Raw genomic sequence first — 25,255 nt, forward strand, 5'->3', positions numbered from 1 at the left:
GGAACAGTTAATTAAAATGGAGTATTTATTAGAATTAGTAACAGTAAAGCCAGGTAAGCGTTTTTATATTTACCCGTGGTTAACTTAATTATTACAATTAAACGTCATTGCGGAAAAATAAAAAAAAGGGGCAATGAAATTGCCCCGTAATATAGCTCAGGCGATTGAATACGCCTACAGCCATTAATGTTATATGCGCTTATTTTGACCAGTAAGCGGCTTTAGCCTTCTGCAATTTTTCATACGCATTCAGCAGTGACTGATGCGCCGGGAAGGCTTTCAGATCGCTGTCAACCGCTTGCAGGCCATAGAACGGTTCTTCACCGCTCAGCGCCGCGCTGGCAGCTTCAACGGCATCTGCACCGTACATGCGGACGAAGGCGTTCAGATACTGCAATGGCTCGCGGTCGTCTTCCTGAGAAAGCAGGAGCAGCGTTTGCAGGCAACGGTAATAGTTAGTGCGCTCGGCGGAGAAGACGGACTGGTTAAACTCCATCGTCCACTCGGTCCAGGCCAAAGCCTGATCCAGATCGCCGCCCGCCAGCGCCAGCATCGCTTTTAGCTCGCCGATGCGCAGCGTGTACCAGCCGTTATCTTTTCCGGTTGCCAGACCCAGCAGTTCGCGTACGCGGGTGAAATCATCGTGTCCTTCTTCGTCCAGTTGGGCGATCAGGTTCAGATAATCTTCTTTATCCCACTCGCTGCCCGGCAGGGCCAGCAGGGTTTCACGCAGATGCGCGCCCATGCTGTTGTTCGCCAGCCACAGATCTTCTGCCGGATAGATGTCCGACATACCCGGCACAATAATACGGCACGCATAAACGCCGAGGTGTTCATAGTCGGCAATATAGACTTCCTGATCTTCCGCGTTGAAGATCGCCATCAGGGTGGCGAACTCTTCTTCCGTCGTACCGGCAAAGCTCCAGTCCACGAACGGATAGTCCGCGTCCTGTTTGAACATATCCCAGGAGATCAAACCGCTGGAGTCGATGAAGTGCGTTTCGAGGTTGGTGTGCTCGGCGACTTCTTCGTCATCAAAGGTTGGCGGGGTGAATACGTCGAGATCTTTAAGGCTACGACCTTGCAGCAGTTCGGTCACGGTACGCTCCAGCGCCACGCCGAAGTCCGGGTGCGCGCCGAAAGAGGCGAAGCAGGTGCCATTTGCCGGGTTAAACAGTACCACGCAGATAACCGGATATTTGCCGCCCAGAGAGCCGTCATAAGCAAAGATTGGGAAACCTTCCGCTTCCAGTTTGGCGATGGATTCCACCACGCCCGGGTAGCGCGCCAGCACGTCAGCCGGGATCTCCGGCAGGCTGATGGATTCAGCAATAATACGGTTTTTGATGTGACGCTCGAAAACTTCAGACAACCCCTGTACACGCGCTTCGTTACGGGTGTTACCGGCAGACATACCGTTAGACACATACAGATTGCCAACGATGTTCATTGGAATGTAAACGGTCTGCTCGTCAGACTGACGGGTGAACGGCAGGGCGCAGATACCACGATCCTCATTGCCGGATTGCAGGTCGATCAGCATGCTGGCGGTCAGTTCGTTTTCCGGATCGTAGAACGCGCGCAGGCGGGCATCGAGAATGCCTTCCGGCAGTTCGTCGTCTTCGGGTAGCGGGAACCATTTTTCGTTCGGGTAGTGAACGAACGGGCCGTTGGCAATCGTTTCACCCAGCCAGAAGTCGGCGAAGAAATAGTTGGTGGACAGACGCTCAAAATACTCACCCAGCGCAGAGGCCAGTGCCGCTTTTTTGGTCGCGCCTTTGCCGTTGGTAAAGCACAGCGCACAATCTTTGTCGCGAATATGCACGGACCAGACGTGAGGCACCGGATTCAGCCAGGAGGCTTCTTCGATATTAAAGCCCAGGTCGGTCAGTTTCTGCTGGAAGCGAGCGATGGAATCTTCCAGAGCGGCGTCTTTGCCGGGGATAAACGTTTGAGTCATGGCGTTCACTTTTATCGTACGTAAAGCGCGCAATGATACGGGTTTTGCGTGACGGGTGCTATCTCCGGCGAAAATAAATGGCTGGGCTATGCTTATAAGCAGTAACCTACTGTTAAGGCATAAAAAAATGAAAGCATTTGATCTCCAGCGGATGGCGTTTGATAAAGTCCCACCTGAGTTTTTAGGCGAAGTGGCGTTGCGTAGCCTGTACACCTTTGTACTCGTCTTCCTGTTTCTGAAAATCACCGGACGTCGCGGCGTGCGGCAGATGTCACTGTTTGAAGTGCTGATTATCCTGACGCTGGGTTCGGCGGCAGGGGACGTTGCCTTTTATGACGATGTGCCGATGGTGCCGGTTTTTATCGTCTTCGTGACGCTTGCGCTGCTGTACCGGCTGGTCATGTGGCTGATGTCGAAAAGTGAAAAACTGGAAGATCTGTTCGAAGGAAAACCGGTGGTGATTGTCGAAGATGGTCAACTTGCCTGGGAGAATGTGCAAAGCGCCAATATGACGGAGTTTGAGTTCTTTATGGAGCTACGTATAAGCAGCGTTGAACAGCTGGGGCAGGTGCGTCTGGCGATTATGGAAACGAACGGTCAAATCAGCGTTTATTACTATCCTGACGATGAGGTCAAGCCCGGCCTGTGCATACTGCCGGATATGCTTATCGAGCGATACAAAACCGTCCCTGATGCGGGCCAGTATGCCTGCATAAAATGCAGCCATGTGGTGGTCATGCAGGCGGGCGATCATCAATTATGCCCTCGCTGTACAAATCCAGAATGGACGAAGGTTAGCCGGGCTAAACGCATTACCTGACAGCGATTTTGTCGGTTTTGCGACAACGGTACGGCAGATTGTTTTGTGTGACGAGGGGCACATTTCTTCGGCCATAAGTTTTAGACATTGCGGCGCGTGTCACTGAATGATAAAACCGATATCCACAGTTATAACTTATGGCTTTTAGCGTGGTGAGGGGAAATGGCTCAAGTCTTTAATTTCAGTTCAGGTCCGGCAATGTTACCGGCAGACGTGCTCAAACAGGCTCAACAGGAGCTGTGTGACTGGAACGGTCTGGGTACGTCGGTGATGGAAGTCAGCCACCGGGGTAAAGCGTTTATTCAGGTGGCGGAAGAGGCAGAAAAGGATTTTCGCGATCTGCTGAACATTCCCTCGAACTACAAAGTATTGTTCTGTCACGGCGGTGGACGCGGTCAGTTTGCGGGTATTCCGCTCAATCTACTGGGCGACAAATCCACCGCTGATTACGTTGATGCCGGCTACTGGGCGGCCAGTGCGGTAAAAGAAGCGCACAAATATTGCACGCCGAACGTTATCGATGCCAAAGTGACCGTTGACGGTATGCGCGCCGTGAAGCCGATGAGTGAGTGGCAGCTTTCTGACAACGCCGCGTATCTTCATTACTGCCCGAACGAAACCATCGACGGTATCGCTATTCACGAAGAGCCAGACTTTGGCGAAAATGTCATTGTGACGGCGGACTTCTCCTCCACCATTCTGTCCACGCCGCTGGACGTCAGCCGCTACGGCGTCATCTACGCGGGTGCCCAGAAAAACATCGGTCCTGCGGGTCTGACTATCGTTATCGTGCGTGAAGACCTGCTGGGGAAAGCCCATAAGTCTTGCCCGTCAATTCTGGATTACACCGTCCTGAACGACAACGATTCCATGTTCAACACTCCACCAACGTTCGCCTGGTATCTCTCCGGCCTGGTCTTCAAATGGCTGAAGCAAAAAGGCGGCGTGGCGCAGATGGACAAGATCAATCAGCAAAAAGCTGAACTGCTGTACGGCGTGATCGACAAGAGCGATTTCTACCGTAACGATGTCGCCAAAACTAACCGTTCGCGCATGAACGTGCCGTTCCAGCTGGCGGACAACAACCTGGATAACGTGTTCCTGGAAGAGTCCTTCGCGGCGGGTCTGCATGCGCTGAAAGGTCACCGTGTGGTAGGCGGTATGCGTGCCTCTATCTATAACGCGATGCCGCTGGAAGGCGTTAAAGCCCTGACTGATTTCATGATCGACTTCGAACGTCGTCACGGTTAATTGGCTGTTTTTCACCCCCGCAGCGTTCCTGCGGGGTTTTTATTATGTTGAGTTGAGAGTTAAGTTTCATGGAATCCCTGACGTTACAACCTATCGCGCGGGTAGATGGCACCATTAATCTGCCTGGTTCAAAAAGTGTCTCGAACCGCGCTCTGCTGCTGGCAGCTCTGGCAAACGGCACCACCGTCCTTTCCAACCTGCTGGACAGCGATGACGTGCGCCATATGCTCAATGCACTGAAAGCGTTGGGCGTTCAGTACGCGCTGTCAGACGATCGTACCCGTTGTGAAGTCACCGGTAACGGCGGCGCATTACATTCCGCTGAAGCGCTGGAGCTTTTCCTGGGTAACGCCGGTACGGCGATGCGTCCTCTGGCCGCTGCGCTGTGTCTTGGGAGCAACGATATTGTGCTGACCGGCGAGCCGCGCATGAAAGAGCGTCCGATCGGCCACCTGGTCGATGCCCTGCGTCAGGGCGGCGCGCAGATTGATTATCTTGAGCAAGAAAATTACCCGCCACTGCGTCTGCGCGGTGGTTTCACTGGCGGTAACGTTGAGGTTGACGGTAGCGTCTCCAGCCAGTTCCTGACGGCACTGCTGATGACCGCACCGCTGGCTCCAAATGATACCGTGATTAGCATTAAAGGCGATCTGGTCTCTAAGCCGTACATTGATATCACGCTGCACCTGATGAAAACCTTCGGCGTTGAGGTGGAAAACCAGTCTTATCAGCGCTTCGTGGTGCGCGGGGCAAAGCAGTACCAGTCTCCGGGCAACTACCTGGTTGAAGGGGATGCGTCATCCGCGTCCTACTTCCTGGCCGCGGGTGCGATTAAAGGCGGTACGGTAAAAGTGACGGGTATTGGTCGCAACAGCGTGCAGGGCGACATTCGTTTTGCCGACGTGCTGGAAAAAATGGGCGCGGTTGTGACCTGGGGCGATGACTTCATCTCCTGTACGCACGGTGAGCTGAACGCCATCGACATGGACATGAACCATATTCCTGACGCGGCAATGACCATCGCCACCGCTGCGCTGTTTGCGAAAGGCACCACCACGCTGCGTAACATCTATAACTGGCGCGTAAAAGAGACTGACCGCCTGTTCGCAATGGCAACCGAGCTGCGTAAAGTGGGGGCGGTGGTAGAAGAGGGCGAAGACTACATTCGCGTCACGCCGCCGGCAAAACTGCAATTTGCAGAAATTGGCACCTACAACGATCACCGCATGGCGATGTGTTTCTCGCTGGTGGCGCTGTCAGATACGCCAGTCACCATCCTTGACCCGAAGTGCACGGCGAAAACCTTCCCGGACTACTTCGAACAGCTGGCGCGCATTAGCACCCTGGCCTGACGATCGTATGCCGCATCTCCTGATGCGGCATTTCCTTACGCTTTCTGACAGTCATCCTCTTTCATTTCTTCTACACTCTGCTTCAATCATTCCGTAATTTGCACGCAAAGGTAACAGTTGCGCACGTTGGCGCGTATAATGCGCGGCGTTCATGTAAACGGTATGCCTTAATTAAGGAGAAAAAGATGACGGCAATTGCCCCGGTAATCACCATTGATGGGCCAAGTGGCGCAGGGAAAGGTACTCTGTGCAAAGCGATGGCGGAAGCATTGCAATGGCATCTTTTAGATTCGGGAGCAATCTATCGCGTGCTGGCGCTGGCTGCGCTGCATCATCATGTAGATGTTGCGTCTGAAGAAGCGCTGGTACCGCTGGCTGCACATCTGGATGTGCGCTTTGTCTCTACTGATGGCAACCTTGAAGTGATCCTGGAAGGGGAAGATGTCAGCGGTGAAATCCGTACGCAGGAAGTGGCCAATGCGGCCTCTCAGGTGGCGGCTTTCCCACGCGTTCGTGAAGCGCTGTTACGTCGCCAGCGCGGTTTCCGCGAAGCGCCGGGGCTGATCGCCGACGGCCGCGACATGGGAACCGTGGTATTCCCTGATGCGCCAGTGAAAATTTTCCTTGACGCCTCTTCGGAAGAACGTGCTCAACGCCGCATGCTTCAGTTGCAGGAAAAGGGGTTTAGTGTTAACTTTGATCGCCTTTTATCCGAGATAAAAGAGCGCGATGACCGCGATCGTAACCGCGCCGTCGCACCACTTGTTCCCGCGCAAGACGCATTAGTGCTGGATTCAACCAGTTTAACTATTGAGCAAGTGATTGAAAAAGCGCTACAATATGCGCGCCAAAAACTGGCACTCGCGTAATCGCGACCGATTTAGCAGTACCCCCGCTGCAATGGATTGACGGCGGGTATGTGAAACAACCCCATCCGGCACGGAGCCAGGTGGACGTTAATATTAACCTGAAGATTAAACATGACTGAATCTTTTGCTCAACTGTTTGAAGAATCCTTAAAAGAAATCGAAACCCGTCCGGGTTCCATCGTTCGCGGTGTTGTTGTTGCTATCGACAAAGACGTAGTACTGGTTGACGCCGGTCTGAAATCTGAGTCCGCCATCCCGGCTGAGCAGTTCAAAAACGCCCAGGGCGAGCTGGAAATCCAGGTAGGTGACGAAGTTGACGTTGCTCTGGACGCAGTAGAAGACGGCTTCGGCGAAACCCTGCTGTCTCGTGAGAAAGCTAAACGTCACGAAGCATGGATCACGCTGGAAAAAGCTTACGAAGAAGCTGAAACTGTGGTCGGTGTTATCAACGGCAAAGTTAAAGGTGGCTTCACTGTTGAGCTGAATGGTATTCGTGCGTTCCTGCCAGGTTCTCTGGTAGACGTTCGTCCAGTCCGTGACACCCTGCACCTCGAAGGCAAAGAGCTTGAGTTCAAAGTAATCAAGCTGGACCAGAAGCGTAACAACGTTGTTGTTTCCCGTCGTGCCGTTATCGAATCCGAAAACAGCGCAGAACGCGATCAGCTCCTGGAAAACCTGCAGGAAGGCATGGAAGTCAAAGGTATCGTTAAGAACCTCACTGACTACGGCGCATTCGTTGACCTGGGCGGCGTTGATGGCCTGCTGCACATCACCGACATGGCGTGGAAACGCGTTAAGCACCCAAGCGAAATCGTGAACGTGGGCGACGAAATCACTGTTAAAGTGCTGAAGTTCGACCGCGAGCGTACTCGTGTATCCCTCGGCCTGAAACAGCTGGGCGAAGATCCATGGGTAGCTATCGCTAAGCGTTACCCAGAAGGTACTAAACTGACTGGTCGCGTTACCAACCTGACCGACTACGGCTGCTTCGTTGAAATCGAAGAAGGCGTTGAAGGCCTGGTGCACGTTTCCGAAATGGACTGGACCAACAAAAACATCCACCCATCCAAAGTTGTTAACGTTGGTGATGTAGTGGAAGTGATGGTTCTGGATATCGACGAAGAACGTCGTCGTATCTCCCTGGGCCTGAAGCAGTGCAAAAACAACCCATGGCAGCAGTTCGCGGAAACCCACAACAAGGGCGACCGTGTTGAAGGTAAAATCAAGTCTATCACTGACTTCGGTATCTTCATCGGCCTGGACGGCGGCATCGATGGCCTGGTTCACCTGTCTGACATCTCCTGGAACGTTGCAGGCGAAGAAGCAGTTCGTGAATACAAAAAAGGCGACGAAATCGCAGCAGTTGTTCTGCAGGTTGACGCAGAGCGTGAACGTATCTCCCTGGGCGTTAAACAGCTCGCAGAAGATCCGTTCAACAACTGGGTTGCACTGAACAAGAAAGGCGCAATCGTAAACGGTAAAGTGACTGCTGTTGACGCTAAAGGCGCAACCGTAGAACTGGCTGACGGCGTTGAAGGTTACCTGCGCGCTTCCGAAGCTTCACGTGACCGCGTTGAAGATGCAACTCTGGTTCTGAGCGTTGGTGACGACGTTGAAGCTAAGTTCACCGGTGTTGACCGTAAGAACCGTGCAATCAGCCTGTCTGTTCGTGCTAAAGACGAAGCTGATGAGAAAGATGCAATCGCAACTGTGAACAAACAGGAAGATGCAAACTTCTCTAACAACGCAATGGCTGAAGCTTTCAAAGCAGCTAAAGGCGAGTAAGTTCAGGTTCGCACCATCATTTGAGCTGTAACGCATTTACAGCGCGAAGGATGGAGAGCAGACTTGACAGATTGCAGGATTCGTCCTGTAATCAATAACAAAGGGCGGCTACGGCCGCCCTTGTTTAATAAGCTGTTCAGCTAATGGGTTTGAAAGGAACCGGAGGAATCATGACCAAGTCAGAATTGATTGAAAGACTTGCCAGTCAGCAACCGCATATCCCTGCCAAGGCTGTGGAAGATGCCGTTAAAGAGATGCTGGAGCATATGGCTACCACTCTTGCCCAGGGCGAGCGCATTGAAATCCGCGGTTTCGGTAGTTTTTCCCTGCACTATCGTGCACCACGTACCGGGCGTAACCCGAAGACTGGCGATAAAGTGGAGCTGGAAGGAAAGTATGTTCCGCACTTTAAGCCGGGTAAAGAACTGCGCGATCGCGCCAATATTTACGGTAACTGAGTTTAATCATCAGGGTTAAACTGAGTTTAAAGAAAGCACCTTAGGGTGCTTTTTTTGTATCCCGCCCTGCATTTCTGAATACGCGCCGCATTTAAATTTTCTCTTTGCTGTAAACGCTTAAAAACGTTGCAGCGCCCGCTGTAAATCACGCCTTTTCTGTCTGACGACGCATCAGTCCCGCCGCATAATCGCCTGAAACATGGAGGTGAAGATGGGGATCCACGTTATCAGTATGTGCGCCATTCTGGCCATAATCCCGCTCTATTGGTTACCCGTTTTGCCAGACTTGCATATTGTCTGGTTGCTGATTGCCGCAGGAATTGCGTTATCCGTACAGCAGAGAAAATGGCTCAGGTTTTCAGGCCTCGCATTGTTTTTTATGTGCTGGGGGATCCTGGCCGCTCAGGAAAGCGTGTGGCCGATGAACCATTTAACGAAAGTTCCGCAGCAGGCCGAGGTGGTTATTACCGCAACGGACGGCGCAACGATGCATCAGGGAAGGATTATCAGCCTCAATGGAGAACGCGTGTGGGCTGCCATGGGCGTGTCACTCTACGGCAACTACCTGCCTCAAAATGTCTGCGTGGGTCAACGCTGGGCAATGACCCTGCGGCTCAGGGCGGTACACGGAGAGCTCAACGATGGCGGCTATGATTCGCAGAAAAACGCCTTTGCCCGACACCAGACGCTGAGCGGACGGTTTACCCATGCGGAGATTATCGACGCACGCTGTAGCCTGCGTTCGCAATACCTGACATCACTACAGAATACGCTTTCAGCATATCAGTGGGGGCCCGTGATCCTGGGGCTGGGGATGGGGGAGCGGTTGTCGGTCTCGCGGGAGATAAAAAACCTGATGCGTGAGACCGGAACGATGCATCTGATGGCAATCTCGGGATTGCATATTGCGCTGGCCGCTTCTGCTGTCTGGCTACTGGCTCGGGGCATCCAATTTTTCCTGCCGGGCCGCTGGATTATCTGGCAAGTGCCCTTACTGGCAGGTCTGCTTTTTGCCGCGTTTTACGCATGGCTAACGGGATTGCAGCCGCCCGCGCTGCGTACGGTTATGGCGCTTGTGGTACTGGCTGCATTAAAAATGAGTGGTCGCCATTGGTCGCCCTGGCAGGTATGGCTTACCTGCGTGGCGGCGATCCTGTTTTTCGATCCGCTGGCGGTACTGTCACAAAGCCTGGCGTTATCCGCGTTTGCGGTCGCCGCGCTTATTTTTTGGTATCAGTGGTTGCCTCTCCCGCACTGGCAACGTGGCCGGTGCCTGCGGCCGCTGGTTACGCTGTTGTATTTGCAGGTTGGAATGCTGCTGCTTCTGTTGCCGCTTCAGGTACTGATTTTCCATGGTTTCAGTCTCTCCTCGCTGGTGGCGAATCTGTTTGCTGTTCCTCTGGTAACGTTTATCTCAGTTCCACTGATCCTGCTCGGCATGTTTCTGCATCTGTATCCGGTGGCGACGCTGGAAAGTATCGTCTGGCTGGCTGCCGATAAATCTCTGGCAGGACTTTTCTGGCTATTGATGCGTTTACCGAATGGCTGGCAGGACGTGGATGAACGCTGGCAATACCTGACGTTACTGCCGTGGCTGCTGATCATTGGCTGGCGATTCAGGGCCTTCAGCGCAGTACCCGCAGTCTGTCTGGCAGGCAGCGTGGTGATGGCATTTCCCCTCTGGCACAGGATTAAAACTGACAGCTGGTCCCTGCATATGCTGGATGTAGGGCAAGGGCTGGCGATGGTCATTGAGCGTCACGGGAAGGCCATTCTGTATGACACCGGGCTGGCATGGCCCGGTGGGGACAGCGCGCAGCAGCTGATTATCCCCTGGCTACGCTGGCATCATCTGAGGCCGGAAGGGGTGATCCTGAGCCATGAACATCTCGACCACGCGGGGGGACTGGCATCGCTAAAAGCTGCCTGGCCTGCAATGTGGATCAGAAGCCCCTTAGCCTGGACCGGACATCTTCCGTGCTTTCGTGGACAGCGATGGCAGTGGCATGGGTTAACGTTCTCCGTGCACTGGCCACCCGAAAACACCCCGGCGAAAGGTAACAACCGCTCCTGCGTGGTAAAAATCGATGACGGCGAACAGAGCGTTTTACTGACCGGAGATATTGAAGCGCAGGCAGAACTGGCAATGTTGAGCCACCGCTGGCGTCAACTTGCGGCTACACTGATTCAGGTGCCGCATCATGGGAGTAACACGTCATCTTCAACACCGCTGCTACAGCGCGTGGAGGGGCAGGTTTCGCTGGCCTCGATGGCCCGCTATAACGCGTGGCGTTTCCCTTCCATCAAAGTAGTCAGGCGCTATCGAACTGAGGGATATCTCTGGCTTGATACCCCGCAGTCCGGACAGATAACTGTGACGTTTTCGCACCAAAGTCGGCAAATTCGCCGCTTACGTGAACACTATTTACCGCGTTGGTATCATCAGTGGTTTGGCGCGCCCGTAGATAACGGGTAGAATATGCGGCTATTTCAACAAATGCTGGTTTTTTGAATGCATAACGACAAAGATCTCTCCACGTGGCAAACGTTCCGCCGGCTCTGGCCGATGATTGCACCTTTCAAAGCAGGCTTGATCGTGGCGGGCGTAGCGTTAATCCTCAACGCAGCCAGCGATACGTTTATGTTATCGCTTCTCAAACCGTTACTGGATGACGGTTTTGGTAAAACGGATCGTTCAGTGCTGCTATGGATGCCGCTGGTGGTTATTGGGCTGATGATCTTACGCGGAATCTCCAGCTATGTATCCAGCTACTGCATCTCCTGGGTATCCGGTAAAGTGGTGATGACCATGCGCCGTCGGTTATTCAGCCATATGATGGGGATGCCAGTCTCATTCTTTGACAAACAGTCAACCGGTACCCTGCTGTCGCGTATTACCTACGATTCAGAGCAGGTGGCGTCGTCCTCTTCCAGCGCACTGATTACCGTTGTGCGTGAAGGCGCATCCATCATCGGTCTTTTTGCGATGATGTTCTATTACAGCTGGCAACTGTCGCTGATCCTTATTGTGCTGGCGCCGATTGTCTCCATCGCGATCCGCGTGGTATCAAAGCGTTTTCGCAACATCAGTAAAAATATGCAGAATACGATGGGGCAGGTGACTACCAGCGCCGAGCAGATGCTGAAAGGCCATAAGGAAGTGTTGATCTTCGGCGGTCAGGAAGTCGAAACCAAACGCTTTGACAAGGTCAGCAACAGAATGCGCCTGCAAGGGATGAAAATGGTATCGGCCTCGTCGATTTCCGATCCGATCATTCAGCTGATTGCCTCTTTGGCCCTGGCCTTCGTCCTGTATGCAGCAAGCTTCCCGAGCGTCATGGAAACCCTGACTGCGGGTACCATTACCGTGGTGTTCTCATCCATGATTGCGCTGATGCGTCCGCTGAAATCGCTGACTAACGTCAACGCCCAGTTCCAGCGCGGGATGGCAGCCTGTCAGACGCTGTTCAGCATCCTCGATTCCGAACAGGAAAAAGATGAAGGTACACGCGTGATCGAGCGCGCTAAAGGTGACCTGGAATTCCGCAACGTGACCTTTACCTATCCAGGCCGTGAAGTGCCGGCGCTGCGTGATATCAGCCTGTCCATCCCGGCGGGTAAGACCGTTGCACTGGTCGGTCGTTCCGGTTCGGGCAAGTCGACTATTGCCAGCCTGATTACCCGTTTCTACGATATCGACCAGGGCGAAATCCTGCTTGATGGTCACGACCTGCGGGAATATACCCTACAGTCGTTGCGTAACCAGGTCGCGCTGGTTTCGCAAAACGTGCATCTGTTCAACGATACGGTGGCGAACAACATTGCGTATGCCCGTACCGAAGAGTACAGCCGTGAAGAGATCGAGAATGCGGCGCGTATGGCCTATGCGATGGACTTCATTAACAAAATGGATAACGGTCTGGATACGATCATTGGCGAAAACGGGGTGCTGCTCTCCGGTGGTCAGCGTCAACGTATCGCGATTGCCCGAGCGCTGCTGCGCAACAGCCCGATTCTGATCCTCGATGAAGCAACGTCCGCACTGGATACGGAATCTGAACGCGCTATCCAGTCGGCTCTGGATGAATTACAGAAAAACCGTACCTCGCTGGTTATCGCGCACCGTCTGTCGACCATCGAACAGGCTGACGAAATCGTGGTGGTGGAAGACGGCGTTATCGTTGAACGCGGCAGCCATGCGGACCTGCTGGAACAACGTGGTGTATACGCGCAGCTTCATAAAATGCAGTTCGGTCAATGATTGCACGCATCTGGTCGGGTGAGTCCCCTCTGTGGGTGCTGTTTCTCCCGCTCTCCTGGCTGTATGGCCTGGTGAGCGGTGCTATTCGTCTGCTTTATCGCCTCAGGATCAAGCGCGCCTGGCGCGCACCGGTACCGGTAGTGGTGGTCGGCAACCTGACGGCGGGTGGAAACGGCAAAACGCCGGTGGTGATCTGGCTGGTAGAACAGCTCCAGAAGCGCGGTATCCGCCCGGGAGTTGTCTCACGCGGTTACGGTGGTAAAGCGGCGCAGTATCCACTGGTGCTGAGCCCAGCTACGACAACCGCTGAAGCCGGTGATGAGCCGGTACTGATTTACCAACGTACTGGCGCGCCGGTTGCGGTATCGCCGGTGCGCAGTGATGCCGTAAAGGCACTGCTTGCAGAGCATGGCGTACAAATCATAATTACCGATGATGGTTTGCAGCATTACGCGCTGGCGCGTGACAAAGAGATCGTGGTTATTGACGGCGTGCGGCGTTTTGGCAACGGCTGGTGGCTGCCAGCCGGTCCAATGCGTGAGCGTGCGTCGCGCCTGAAGAGCGTCGATGCCGTGATTGTAAACGGTGGTGAAGCCAGAGCGGGTGAGATCCCGATGCATCTTCGTCCCGGAAAGGCAGTGAATATGCTGACCGGCGAGCGTAAAGACGTCGCGTTACTGGATCATCTGATTGCGATGGCCGGGATTGGTCATCCGCCGCGTTTCTTCGCGACGCTGGAGCAGTGCGGCGCGCGGCTGGAGAAACGGGTACCGCTGGCCGATCACCAGGCGCTGGTTGCCGAAGAGATTGAGAGGCTGGCCGCACCGGGCCAGACGCTGATCATGACGGAAAAAGACGCGGTAAAATGCCGGGCCTTTGCGAAAGAAAACTGGTGGTATCTGCCGGTTGATGCTGAACTCAGCGGCGAACAGCCGGAACATTTGCTCAAGGAACTGCTCGCGTTAGTGCAGTAACTTCTACGCGGTTCCGGTGGCGCTTTGACTGACAGGAAAACGCATGTCTCTACCGCAACTCTCACTTGCAGCCGCACGAAACCTGCATCTTGCCGCCCAGGGGCTTCTGAAAAAGCCCCGCCGCCGCGCACAGCCAGCGGATATCCTCTCTACCGTGCAACGCATGTCGTTGCTGCAAATCGACACCATTAACATCGTGGCGCGTAGCCCGTATCTGGTCCTGTTTAGCCGCCTGGGAAACTATCCTCCGCAGTGGCTGGATAATGCGCTAAGTCAGGGCGAACTGATGGAATACTGGGCGCATGAAGCCTGTTTTCTCCCGCGCAGCGATTTTGCACTGGTGCGTCACCGCATGCTCGCCCCGGACAAAATGGGCTGGAAATACCGTCAGGAGTGGATGGTGGAACACGCGGATGAAATAGAACAACTGATTGCCCATATTCAGGAAAACGGTCCGGTACGCTCCGCGGATTTTGAACACCCGCGAAAAGGCGCAAGCGGATGGTGGGAGTGGAAACCGCACAAACGCCATCTTGAAGGGCTGTTTACGTCGGGCAAAGTGATGGTGGTCGAGCGCCGCAACTTTCAGCGCGTCTATGACCTCACGCACCGCGTTATGCCTCACTGGGACGATACGCGTGACCTGCTGTCTCAGGACGCAGCCGAAGCCATTATGCTCGGGAACAGCGCCCGCAGCCTGGGCATATTCCGCCCACAGTGGCTGGCGGATTATTATCGCCTGCGTCAGCCGCAGCTAAAACCGCTGCTGGAAACGTGGCAGCGTGAACAGCGCGTGATGCCGGTCTCGGTTGAGTCGTTAGGTGAAATGTGGCTGTATGCGGATTTGTTCCCTCTGCTGGCGCAGGCGCAAGAGGGCAAACTCCAGGCGACCCACAGTGCCGTGCTCTCGCCATTCGACCCCGTAGTCTGGGACAGAAAGCGGGCCGAACAGCTGTTTGATTTCAGCTACCGTCTGGAATGCTACACCCCGGCGCAAAAGCGTCAGTACGGTTATTTTGTTTTGCCGTTGCTTCATAAAGGGCAGCTTGTCGGGCGCATGGACGCTAAAATGCACCGTAAAACCGGCATGCTTGAAGTTATCGCGCTCTGGCTGGAAGAGGGCATAAAAGTCACGGCTGGCCTGGAAAAAGGGCTAACGTCTGCGCTCAGTGAATTTGCGCGCTGGCAGGGGGCGTATGAAATTGTACTCGGTCGCGTGCCTGCGGGGCTGTTTACGACCTGTCGAGGTGGCTGGGAAACAGGCACTCCCTGAAAAAAGAATGTGGTAAGCTTTAGCAATTACCCATACGGAGGAACTATGGATCACCGTTTACTTGAAATTATTGCCTGCCCGGTGTGCAACGGCAAACTGTATTACAGCCAGGATAAACAAGAGCTGATTTGCAAACTGGACAGCCTGGCGTTCCCGCTGCGTGACGGTATTCCGGTCCTGCTGGAAAATGAAGCCCGTTCTCTGGTGGCAGAAGAGATCAAACCATGAGTTTTGTTGTCATTATCCCTGCGCGTTATGCTTCAACGCGCCTGCCAGGTAAACCGCTGGTGGATATCAACGGTAAACCGATGATTGTGCATGTCCTTGAACGGGCACGCGAATCGGGCGCCGGACGCGTCATCGTCGCCACCGATCACCCGGATGTCGCGCGAGCGGTTGAGGCCGCGGGTGGGGAAGTGTGCATGACCCGTGCCGACCACCAGTCAGGCACCGAGCGCCTGGCGGAAGTCGTCGAAAAATGCGGTTTCAGTGACGAGACGGTGATTGTGAACGTGCAGGGCGATGAGCCGATGATCCCGGCGGCTATTATCCGTCAGGTGGCCGACAACCTGGCCCAGCGTAAGGTTGGCATGGCGACCCTCGCGGTGCCGATTCACCACGCTGAAGAGGCGTTCAATCCGAATGCGGTGAAAGTGGTCATGGACGCAGAGGGCTACGCGCTCTATTTCTCCCGCGCCACCATTCCGTGGGATCGCGATCGTTTCGCGCAATCGAAAGAGACGATCGGCGAAACCTTCCTGCGCCACATCGGTATTTACGGCTACCGCGCCGGCTTTATTCGTCGCTATGTCGCCTGGGCACCAAGCCCGCTTGAGCATATCGAAATGCTCGAACAGCTTCGCGTACTGTGGTACGGCGAGAAAATTCACGTTGCGGTTGCCCAGGAAGTCCCTGGCACCGGCGTGGATACGCCTGAAGATCTCGAGCGCGTACGCGTCGAATTGCGTTAATTCGCTGCCATCCCCTCGTTCTGGGGGGATGTTCTCTTCCTTTTCTTTTTCATTATTGATCTCTACCGGGTGACATCCGGGTTTCGCGCGCTCATTATAAAAGCAGTAGTCTTAATGGGGGTAATCTCATATGGAACAGCTGCGTGCTGAACTCAGCCATCTCCTTGGTGAAAAGCTAAGCCGGGTGGAATGCGTGAATGAAAAGGCCGATACCGCACTCTGGTCGTTGTACGACAGTCAGGGAAACCCCATGCCGCTGATGGCCAGAAGTTTTACCTCGCCGGGCGTCGCCAGACAGCTGGCCTGGAAAATGTCGATGCTGGCGCGGGAAGGGACAGTCCGTATGCCGACGGTTTACGGCGTGATGACCCATGAGGAGCATCCCGGCCCGGATGTTCTGCTTATCGAACGTTTACGCGGGGTTTCTGTTGGAGCCCCGACGCGTACACCGGAGCGCTGGGAACAGCTGAAAGATCAGATTGTCGAGGCCCTGCTAGCCTGGCATCGGCAGGACAGCCGGGGTCTTGTTGGCGCGGTAGACAGCACTCAGGAAAACCTGTGGCCGCTATGGTATCGCCAGCGTGTCGAAGTGCTCTGGGGCACGCTGAACCAGTTCAACAACACCGGTTTAACGATGCAGGACAAACGTATTCTGTTCCGCACCCGGGAATGTCTTCCGACGCTGTTTGAGGGTTTTAACGACAACTGCGTGCTGGTTCACGGCAACTTCACGCTGCGCAGTATGCTTAAAGACTCGCGCAGCGATCAGCTTCTGGCAATGGTCGGGCCGGGGATCATGCTCTGGGCGCCGCGCGAGTACGAACTGTTCAGGCTGAGCGAGGGCGGGGCGGCGGAAGATTTGCTCTGGCACTATCTTCAGCGCGCCCCCGTTGCGGAGGCCTTTCTCTGGCGACGCTGGCTCTATCTTCTCTGGGATGAGGTGGCGCAACTGGTCAACACCGGGCGCTTTAATCGGGCCAGTTTCGATCTGGCCGCAAAATCACTCCTGCCCTGGCTTGCCTGACGAACCCTTAAGCCACTGCCACAGGCGGCCAAGCGTCTCGTAACCGACGCGGTCGCTGTGCATCAGCCATACCGGGGACGGGATTATCCGTTCCCACGGGTTGAGCGGGGCGTCAATGGCCAGCTGGTTTGCCGGAGCAGGAAGCGGATGCAGGCCCTGATTCTCAAAGAAAATCATTGCGCGCGGCAGGTGTGAAGCAGAGGTCACCAGCAGGAACGGCACATCACCGATGGCTTGTTTCACCGCAGCAGCTTCTTCTTCGGTATCTTTTGGGCTATCCAGCGTGATGATGGCGGAACGTGGTACGCCAAGCGATTCAGCCACTCTTGCCCCTGCTTCAGCGGTACTTACCGGGTTGGTTTTTGCCGCAGCGCCCGTGAAGATCATCTTCGATCCCGGATTGGCCAGCCACAGGCGGATCCCCTCGTTCAGACGCGGCAGACTGTTGTTGATCAGGTTCGAGCTGGGCGCCCAGTTCGGATCCCAGGTATACCCGCCTCCCAGCACCACGATATAGCCCACCTTCTGTTTTCCCTGCCATGTAGGGTAGGTGTTTTCAATCGGGCGTAACAAACCGTCAGCGACCGGTTGCAGGCTGAGTAACAGCAGCGCCAGCCAGCCCACGGTGACGAGGGATTTACCGCTTTTCTGAAAGCGGCTAAACCATATCAATGCCAGCCCCAGCGCGATGAGAAGCAACAGCAGGGGAAGGGGAAGCATCATGCCTCCGATATATTTTTTTAGGGTAAAAAGCATCCTTTTTGGTTCCTTTTTTAACCATACAGCAGGCGATTGCCCGTGATATTACACCAGAGTGGTTCATTCTCCGCGCGGGTGTGACAAAATAGCGGTTTTGCAGTGAGTGGAACCCTCCCAATGCGGGATCGCAATTTTGATGACATCGCGGAAAAGTTTTCGCGCAACATTTATGGCACCACCAAAGGTCAGCTTCGTCAGACGATCCTCTGGCAGGATCTGGATAAGCTGCTGGCTGAATTTGGTGACCGACCGTTGCGCGTACTGGATGCCGGCGGTGGGGAAGGGCAGACTGCAATTCTGATGGCGCAGCGGGGTCATCACGTCACGCTTTGCGATCTTTCTGCCGAGATGGTTGCGCGCGCCGGGCGAGCGGCAGAAGAGAAAGGTGTGAGCGACAACATGCATTTTATACATTGCGCCGCTCAGGACATTCCGCAGCATTTGGAAACGCAGGTTGATCTGATATTGTTTCATGCTGTGCTCGAATGGGTCGCCGAACCACAAGCGATGTTAAAAACGCTGTGGTCGATGTTGCGCCCGGGCGGTGCGTTATCGCTGATGTTTTACAATGCCAACGGCCTGCTGATGCGAAACGTGTTGGTCGGCAATTTTGGCTATGTACAGCAGGGCATGTATAAAAAGAAACGACGCACGCTTTCACCGGATTTCCCCCGTGAACCGCAGCAGGTCTATGGCTGGCTGGAGGAGATCGGTTGGGAAATTACCGGCAAAACCGGCGTGAGGGTGTTTCATGATTATCTGCGTGATAAACAAAAACAGGATGACTGTTTAGACGCCTTAACAGAAATAGAGACGCGGTACTGCCGCCAGGAGCCTTATCTGAGCCTTGGCCGCTATATCCACGTCACCGCGCGCAAGCCGCAGATGCAAGGATAATCTATGAGTGAATTTTCCCAGACAGTCCCCGAACTGGTTGCCTGGGCCAGGAAAAACGATTTCTCCATCTCGCTGCCGGTAGACAGACTCTCATTCCTGCTGGCGGTTGCGACGCTAAACGGCGAACGCCTGGATGGCGAAATGAGTGAAGGCGAACTGGTGGATGCGTTCCGCCACGTCAGTGATGCGTTTGAGCAAACCAGCGAAACCATTAGCGTGCGTGCCAACAACGCAATCAATGATATGGTGCGTCAACGTCTGCTGAACCGCTTTACCAGCGAGCAGGCGGAAGGAAACGCCATCTATCGTCTTACGCCACTGGGCATTGGCATTACCGACTATTACATCCGCCAGCGCGAATTTTCCACGCTGCGTCTCTCCATGCAGCTCTCCATTGTTGCAGGCGAGCTGAAGCGTGCCGCCGACGCGGCTGATGAAAACGGTGACGAATTCCACTGGCATCGCAACGTTTACGCGCCGCTAAAATACTCGGTCGCCGAGATTTTCGACAGTATCGATCTGACTCAACGTCTGATGGACGAACAGCAGCAGCAGGTCAAAGACGATATCGCTCAACTGCTGAATAAAGACTGGCGTGCGGCCATCTCCAGCTGTGAACTTTTGCTGTCAGAAACGTCCGGTACGCTACGTGAGTTGCAGGATACGCTGGAGGCGGCTGGGGATAAGCTACAGGCCAACCTGCTGCGCATCCAGGACGCGACGATGGCGCACGACGATCTGCATTTTATCGACCGTCTGGTGTTTGATTTGCAGAGTAAGCTTGACCGCATTATCAGCTGGGGCCAGCAGTCGATCGACCTGTGGATCGGTTACGACCGCCACGTGCATAAATTTATCCGTACCGCCATCGATATGGATAAGAACCGCGTCTTTGCTCAGCGTCTGCGCCAGTCGGTACAGACCTACTTTGATGCGCCGTGGGCGCTGACCTACGCCAACGCCGATCGTCTTCTGGATATGCGCGACGAAGAGATGGCGCTGCGTGATGAAGAGGTTACCGGGGAACTGCCGCCGGATCTGGAATACGAAGAATTTAACGAAATTCGCGAGCAGCTTGCGGCGATGATCGAAGAACAGCTCGCTGTCTATAAAGCCAGACAAGCACCGCTGGATCTTGGCCTCGTGGTACGCGACTATCTGGCGCAGTATCCGCGAGCGCGCCACTTCGATGTAGCCCGCATTGTTGTAGACCAGGCGGTGCGCCTGGGCATCGCACAAGCCGATTTCACCGGACTGCCGCCGAAGTGGCAGCCGATTAACGATTACGGAGCCAAGGTACAGGCGCATGTCATTGACAAATATTGAACAAGTGATGCCAGTTAAGCTGGCACAGGCGCTGGCGAATCCGTTGTTTCCGGCGCTGGACAGCCAGCTGCGTGCCGGTCGTCACATTGGCCTTGACGAGCTGGATAATCACGCCTTTTTGATGGACTTTCAGGAGTATCTGGAAGAGTTTTACGCTCGCTATAACGTTGAGCTGATCCGCGCGCCGGAAGGGTTTTTCTACCTGCGTCCGCGCTCTACTACGCTTATTCCGCGCTCGGTGCTTTCCGAACTGGATATGATGGTCGGCAAAATTCTCTGCTACCTCTACCTCAGCCCGGAACGTCTGGCGAATGAAGGGATCTTCACCCAGCAGGAGCTTTACGATGAGCTGCTGTCGCTGGCGGATGAAAGCAAGCTGCTCAAGCTGGTAAATAACCGCTCGACGGGGTCCGATCTGGACCGTCAGAAATTACAGGAAAAAGTTCGCTCTTCCCTGAACCGTCTGCGCCGTCTGGGAATGGTCTGGTTCATGGGTCACGACAGCAGCAAGTTCCGCATTACCGAATCGGTCTTCCGCTTTGGTGCCGATGTGCGTGCGGGTGACGATGCGCGTGAAGCACAGCTGCGCATGATCCGTGACGGTGAAGCGATGCCGGTGGAAAACCATTTGCAGCTCAATGACGAGCACGAAGAGAATCAGCCGGATAGCGGGGAGGAAGAGTAATGATTGAACGCGGTAAATTTCGCTCACTAACGCTGATTAACTGGAACGGCTTCTTTGCCCGAACCTTCGATCTGGATGAGCTGGTGACAACGCTCTCCGGCGGTAACGGGGCAGGTAAATCCACCACCATGGCGGCCTTCGTGACGGCGCTGATCCCTGACCTGACCCTGCTGCACTTCCGTAACACCACTGAAGCGGGTGCAACGAGCGGCTCCCGAGATAAAGGGCTGCACGGTAAGCTGAAAGCGGGCGTCTGTTATTCGGTGCTGGACGTGATCAACTCCCGTCATCAGCGCGTGGTTGTAGGCGTGCGCCTGCAGCAGGTTGCCGGCCGCGACCGTAAAGTAGATATCAAACCGTTTGCGATCCAGGGGCTGCCAACCTCCGTGCAGCCGACCGCGCTGCTGACGGAAACCCTGAATGAACGACAGGCGCGCGTTCTGACGCTCCAGGAGCTGAAAGACAAGCTGGAAGCCATCGAAGGCGTGCAGTTTAAGCAGTTTAACTCCATTACCGACTACCACTCTCTGATGTTCGATCTCGGCGTGGTGGCCCGTCGTCTGCGCAGCGCGTCAGATCGTAGTAAATACTACCGTCTGATTGAAGCCTCCCTGTACGGCGGTATCTCAAGCGCCATTACCCGCTCCCTGCGCGACTACCTGCTGCCGGAAAACAGCGGCGTGCGTAAGGCCTTCCAGGATATGGAAGCCGCGCTGCGTGAAAACCGCATGACGCTGGAAGCGATTCGCGTTACGCAATCTGACCGCGATCTGTTTAAGCACCTGATCAGCGAAGCCACCAACTACGTGGCGGCAGACTATATGCGTCACGCCAACGAGCGCCGTATTCATCTCGATCAGGCGCTGGAATACCGCCGCGAGCTGTTTACCTCCCGCAAACAGCTGGTGGCCGAGCAGTATAAGCATGTCGAAATGGCGCGCGAACTGGGCGAGCACAACGGTGCCGAAGGGGATCTGGAAGCCGATTACCAGGCGGCCAGCGATCATCTGAACCTGGTGCAAACCGCGCTGCGTCAGCAGGAAAAAATCGAGCGTTATGAAGCCGATCTTGATGAGCTGCAAATTCGTCTTGAAGAGCAAAATGAAGTGGTGGCAGAAGCCGCCGATTTGCAGGAAGAGAACGAAGCCCGCGCGGAAGCCGCCGAGCTGGAAGTGGATGAGCTGAAAAGCCAGCTCGCAGACTACCAGCAGGCGCTGGACGTGCAGCAGACCCGCGCGATCCAATACAACCAGGCGCTGCAGGCGTTGCAGCGTGCCAAAGAGCTGTGCCACCTGCCGGACCTGACCCCTGAAAGCGCTGACGAATGGCTGGATACCTTCCAGGCCAAAGAGCAGGAAGCCACTGAGAAACTGCTTTCTCTCGATCAGAAAATGAGCGTGGCGCAAACGGCACACAGCCAGTTTGAGCAGGCGTACCAGCTGGTGGTGGCGATCAACGGTCCGCTGGCGCGTAACGAAGCGTGGGACGTTGCCCGTGAGTTGCTGCGCGACGGCGTCAATCAACGCCATCTGGCCGAGCAGGTGCAGCCGCTGCGCATGCGCCTGAACGAGCTGGAACAGCGTCTGCGTGAACAGCAGGAAGCTGAGCGTCTGCTGGCGGAATTCTGCAAACGTCAGGGTAAAAATTACGATTTCGACGAGCTTGAGGCTCTGCATCAGGAGCTGGAAGCGCGTATTGCGGCCCTGTCCGATACCGTATCGAACGCCAGCGAACAGCGCATGACGCTGCGTCAGGAGCTGGAACAGCTTCAGTCCCGTTCGAAGACGCTCTTACAGCGTGCGCCGATCTGGCTGGCCGCACAAAGCAGCCTGAACCAGCTCAGCGAGCAGTGTGGTCAGGAGTTTGCCTCCAGCCAGGACGTCACCGAATACATGCAACAGCTGCTGGAGCGCGAACGCGAAGCGATTGTTGAGCGTGACGAAGTGGGCGCGCGCAAGCGTGACGTCGATGAAGAAATCGAGCGTTTAAGCCAGCCTGGCGGCTCAGAAGATCCGCGCCTGAATGCGTTAGCCGAGCGTTTCGGCGGCGTGCTGCTGTCTGAAATTTACGACGACGTCGGCCTGGACGATGCGCCGTACTTCTCCGCGCTGTACGGTCCGTCCCGTAACGCGATTGTAGTGCCGGATCTGTCGCTGATTTCTGACCAGCTTGCAGGGCTGGAAGACTGCCCGGAAGATCTCTACCTCATCGAAGGGGATCCGCAGTCGTTTGATGACAGCGTATTCAGCGTCGACGAGCTGGAAAAAGCGGTGGTGGTGAAAATCGCCGATCGCCAGTGGCGCTATTCGCGCTTCCCGGAACTGCCGCTGTTTGGCCGCGCCGCGCGTGAAAACCGTATTGAAAACCTGCACGCCGAGCGTGAAACGCTTTCAGAGCGTTTTGCGACCCTGTCGTTTGACGTGCAGAAAACCCAGCGTCTGCATCAGGCGTTCAGCCGCTTTATCGGCAGCCATCTGGGCGTTGCCTTCCAGCCCGATCCGGAAGCCGAAATTCGTAAGCTCAACACCCGCCGTGGTGAGCTGGAGCGTGCGCTTGCCAGCCATGAAAATGACAACCAGCAAAGTCGCGTGCAGTTTGAGCAGGCGAAAGAGGGCGTTGCGGCCCTTAACCGCATCCTGCCGCGCCTGAACCTGCTGGCGGACGATACGCTCGCCGACCGCGTGGATGAGATTCAGGAACGTCTGGACGAAGCGCAGGAAGCGGCGCGCTTTGTGCAGCAACACGGCAATCAACTGGCAAAACTGGAGCCGATGGTTTCCGTTCTCCAGAGCGACCCGGAACAGTTTGAGCAGTTAAAAGAAGATTACGCCTGGTCACAGCAGGTGCAGCGCGAAGCGCGTCAGCAGGCGTTTGCCCTCACGGAAGTGGTGCAACGTCGCGCACACTTCGGCTACTCCGATTCAGCAGAAATGCTGAGCGGGAACAGCGATCTGAATGAAAAGCTGCGCCAGCGTCTTGAGCAGGCCGAAGCGGAACGAACGCGCGCCCGTGAAGCGATGCGTACTCACGCTGCACAGCTGAGCCAGTACAGCCAGGTCATGGCGTCGCTGAAAAGCTCCTTCGACACCAAGAAAGAGCTGTTAAATGACCTGCATAAAGAGTTGCAGGACATTGGCGTGCGCGCCGACAGCGGCGCAGAAGAGCGGGCGCGTATTCGCCGCGATGAGCTGCATGCTCAGCTCAGCAACAACCGTGCGCGTCGTAATCAGCTCGAAAAAGCGCTGACCTTCTGTGAAGCGGAGATGGACAACCTGACGCGTCGTCTGCGCAAGCTGGAGCGCGACTATTTTGAGATGCGTGAACAGGTTGTGACTGCGAAGGCGGGCTGGTGCGCGGTGATGCGCATGGTGAAGGACAACAACGTGGAGCGTCGTCTGCACCGTCGCGAGCTGGCGTACCTGTCAGCCGATGAACTGCGCTCTATGTCGGATAAGGCGCTGGGTGCGCTGCGTCTGGCCGTGGCGGACAATGAACACCTGCGCGACGTGCTGCGCATGTCCGAAGATCCGAAGCGTCCTGAGCGCAAAATTCAGTTCTTCGTGGCGGTTTATCAGCACTTACGCGAACGTATTCGTCAGGACATCATCCGTACCGACGATCCGGTTGAAGCGATCGAACAGATGGAGATCGAGCTGGGCCGTCTGACGGAGGAGCTGACCTCCCGCGAGCAGAAGCTGGCAATCAGCTCCCGCAGCGTGGCGAATATTATTCGTAAAACCATTCAGCGCGAGCAGAACCGTATCCGTCAGCTGAACCAGGGCCTGCAAAGCGTGTCGTTTGGCCAGGTAAACAGCGTGCGGCTGAACGTGAACGTGCGTGAGGCGCACTCCACGCTGCTGGACGTGTTGTCTGAACAGCATGAGCAGCATCAGGATCTGTTCAACAGTAACCGCCTGACCTTCTCCGAAGCGCTGGCGAAGCTGTATCAGCGTCTGAATCCGCAGATTGACATGGGCCAGCGTACGCCGCAAACCATCGGCGAGGAGTTGCTGGACTACCGCAACTATCTGGAAATGGAAGTTGAGGTTAACCGTGGCTCAGACGGCTGGCTGCGCGCGGAATCCGGTGCGCTCTCTACCGGTGAAGCCATCGGTACCGGTATGTCGATTCTGGTGATGGTGGTGCAGAGCTGGGAAGATGAAGCGCGTCGTCTGCGCGGCAAGGACATCTCTCCATGCCGTCTGCTGTTCCTCGATGAAGCCGCGCGTCTCGACGCCCGCTCCATCGCCACGCTGTTTGAGCTTTGCGAGCGACTCGATATGCAGCTCATCATCGCGGCGCCGGAAAACATCAGTCCGGAAAAGGGGACAACCTATAAGCTGGTGCGTAAAGTGTTCCAGAACAGTGAACATGTACACGTCGTAGGTCTGCGTGGCTTTGCGCCGCAGCCTCCGGAGTCTTTACCGGGCACGGCTGACGCCTCTTAACCCCGGGTATGATAAAAGGCGGCGCTCAGGCGTCGCTTTTTTTATTCACTTACCTTGTGTTCAGGGCTGCGTTATCTTTAAACTTCTTTACATAAGGCAAGGCAGCAGCGTGTATGCCTTTCTATACTGAAGGAAAGCTCCA

19 protein-coding genes are annotated in these 25,255 nt (G+C 55.3%); 17 read left to right on the top strand and 2 right to left on the bottom strand.

From position 1 onward, the window contains the following. Positions 1-199: 199 nt before the first annotated feature. Positions 200-1,960 (bottom strand): 30S ribosomal protein S12 methylthiotransferase accessory factor YcaO, encoded by a 1,761-nt coding sequence (gene ycaO / locus L2Y28_RS07320; protein ID WP_022647625.1) that lies wholly within the window; start codon positions 1,958-1,960, stop codon positions 200-202. A 127-nt stretch (positions 1,961-2,087) separates the two neighbouring features. Here ycaO and L2Y28_RS07325 point away from each other — a divergent pair, with 127 nt between their 5' ends. The 13 genes from L2Y28_RS07325 (at position 2,088) to L2Y28_RS07385 (ending at position 16,998) form a co-directional block, all read left to right on the top strand. Then, positions 2,088-2,780, top strand: coding sequence for a DUF421 domain-containing protein (locus L2Y28_RS07325; protein ID WP_023299721.1), 693 nt, complete (start codon positions 2,088-2,090; stop codon positions 2,778-2,780). 162 nt (positions 2,781-2,942) lie between these two features. Then, positions 2,943-4,031, top strand: a complete 1,089-nt coding sequence (gene serC / locus L2Y28_RS07330) for a 3-phosphoserine/phosphohydroxythreonine transaminase (protein ID WP_022647627.1) — start codon at positions 2,943-2,945, stop codon at positions 4,029-4,031. Between the two features lie 68 nt (positions 4,032-4,099). Next, positions 4,100-5,383, top strand: a complete 1,284-nt coding sequence (aroA, locus tag L2Y28_RS07335; protein WP_022647628.1) for a 3-phosphoshikimate 1-carboxyvinyltransferase — start codon at positions 4,100-4,102, stop codon at positions 5,381-5,383. A 185-nt stretch (positions 5,384-5,568) separates the two neighbouring features. Then, positions 5,569-6,252, top strand: a complete 684-nt coding sequence (cmk, locus tag L2Y28_RS07340; RefSeq protein WP_015570968.1) for a (d)CMP kinase — start codon at positions 5,569-5,571, stop codon at positions 6,250-6,252. A 111-nt stretch (positions 6,253-6,363) separates the two neighbouring features. Continuing rightward, a complete protein-coding gene (gene rpsA, locus L2Y28_RS07345) occupies positions 6,364-8,037 on the top strand; it encodes a 30S ribosomal protein S1 (protein ID WP_003858235.1) in 1,674 nt (557 codons plus the stop codon). Between the two features lie 170 nt (positions 8,038-8,207). Next, entirely contained in the window at positions 8,208-8,495 is a 288-nt protein-coding gene (ihfB, locus tag L2Y28_RS07350) for an integration host factor subunit beta (protein WP_003858233.1), read from the top strand. A gap of 211 nt (positions 8,496-8,706) precedes the next feature. Then, on the top strand, positions 8,707-10,971 hold the full coding sequence (locus tag L2Y28_RS07355; protein WP_022647629.1) for a ComEC family protein: 2,265 nt from the start codon (positions 8,707-8,709) through the stop codon (positions 10,969-10,971). Between the two features lie 36 nt (positions 10,972-11,007). Beyond that, on the top strand, positions 11,008-12,756 hold the full coding sequence (msbA, locus tag L2Y28_RS07360; RefSeq protein WP_003858227.1) for a lipid A ABC transporter ATP-binding protein/permease MsbA: 1,749 nt from the start codon (positions 11,008-11,010) through the stop codon (positions 12,754-12,756). Further along, positions 12,753-13,730 (top strand): tetraacyldisaccharide 4'-kinase, encoded by a 978-nt coding sequence (lpxK, locus tag L2Y28_RS07365; RefSeq protein ID WP_022647630.1) that lies wholly within the window; start codon positions 12,753-12,755, stop codon positions 13,728-13,730. Before msbA ends, lpxK begins: the two co-directional genes overlap by 4 nt. Before the next feature lie 43 nt (positions 13,731-13,773). After that, a complete protein-coding gene (locus L2Y28_RS07370) occupies positions 13,774-15,003 on the top strand; it encodes a winged helix-turn-helix domain-containing protein (RefSeq protein WP_022647631.1) in 1,230 nt (409 codons plus the stop codon). Between the two features lie 45 nt (positions 15,004-15,048). Continuing rightward, positions 15,049-15,231: a protein YcaR gene (ycaR, locus tag L2Y28_RS07375; protein WP_003858220.1), complete on the top strand. Its 183-nt coding sequence runs from the start codon at positions 15,049-15,051 to the stop codon at positions 15,229-15,231. Further along, complete coding sequence (gene kdsB / locus L2Y28_RS07380) at positions 15,228-15,974, top strand: 3-deoxy-manno-octulosonate cytidylyltransferase (protein ID WP_022647632.1); 747 nt, start codon at positions 15,228-15,230, stop codon at positions 15,972-15,974. Before ycaR ends, kdsB begins: the two co-directional genes overlap by 4 nt. Positions 15,975-16,104: 130 nt before the next feature. Then, positions 16,105-16,998, top strand: coding sequence for a YcbJ family phosphotransferase (locus tag L2Y28_RS07385; protein WP_022647633.1), 894 nt, complete (start codon positions 16,105-16,107; stop codon positions 16,996-16,998). Here L2Y28_RS07385 and elyC read toward each other — a convergent pair. After that, entirely contained in the window at positions 16,975-17,754 is a 780-nt protein-coding gene (elyC, locus tag L2Y28_RS07390) for an envelope biogenesis factor ElyC (protein WP_022647634.1), read from the bottom strand. The genes L2Y28_RS07385 and elyC overlap by 24 nt on opposite strands. Positions 17,755-17,874: 120 nt before the next feature. Here elyC and cmoM point away from each other — a divergent pair, with 120 nt between their 5' ends. The 4 genes from cmoM to mukB are packed head-to-tail and all read left to right on the top strand — an operon-like array spanning position 17,875 to position 25,113. Beyond that, entirely contained in the window at positions 17,875-18,654 is a 780-nt protein-coding gene (gene cmoM / locus L2Y28_RS07395) for a tRNA uridine 5-oxyacetic acid(34) methyltransferase CmoM (RefSeq protein WP_006809373.1), read from the top strand. Positions 18,655-18,657: 3 nt separating this feature from the next. Further along, a complete protein-coding gene (mukF, locus tag L2Y28_RS07400; protein ID WP_022647635.1) occupies positions 18,658-19,980 on the top strand; it encodes a chromosome partition protein MukF in 1,323 nt (440 codons plus the stop codon). Continuing rightward, a complete protein-coding gene (gene mukE, locus L2Y28_RS07405) occupies positions 19,961-20,665 on the top strand; it encodes a chromosome partition protein MukE (RefSeq protein ID WP_003858208.1) in 705 nt (234 codons plus the stop codon). The genes mukF and mukE overlap by 20 nt, the downstream gene beginning before the upstream one ends. Continuing rightward, positions 20,665-25,113, top strand: coding sequence for a chromosome partition protein MukB (gene mukB / locus L2Y28_RS07410; protein WP_022647636.1), 4,449 nt, complete (start codon positions 20,665-20,667; stop codon positions 25,111-25,113). The genes mukE and mukB overlap by 1 nt, the downstream gene beginning before the upstream one ends. Positions 25,114-25,255: the final 142 nt, after the last annotated feature.

The organism is Enterobacter sp. JH25, from assembly GCF_021725435.1.
GTDB lineage: Bacteria > Pseudomonadota > Gammaproteobacteria > Enterobacterales > Enterobacteriaceae > Enterobacter > Enterobacter intestinihominis.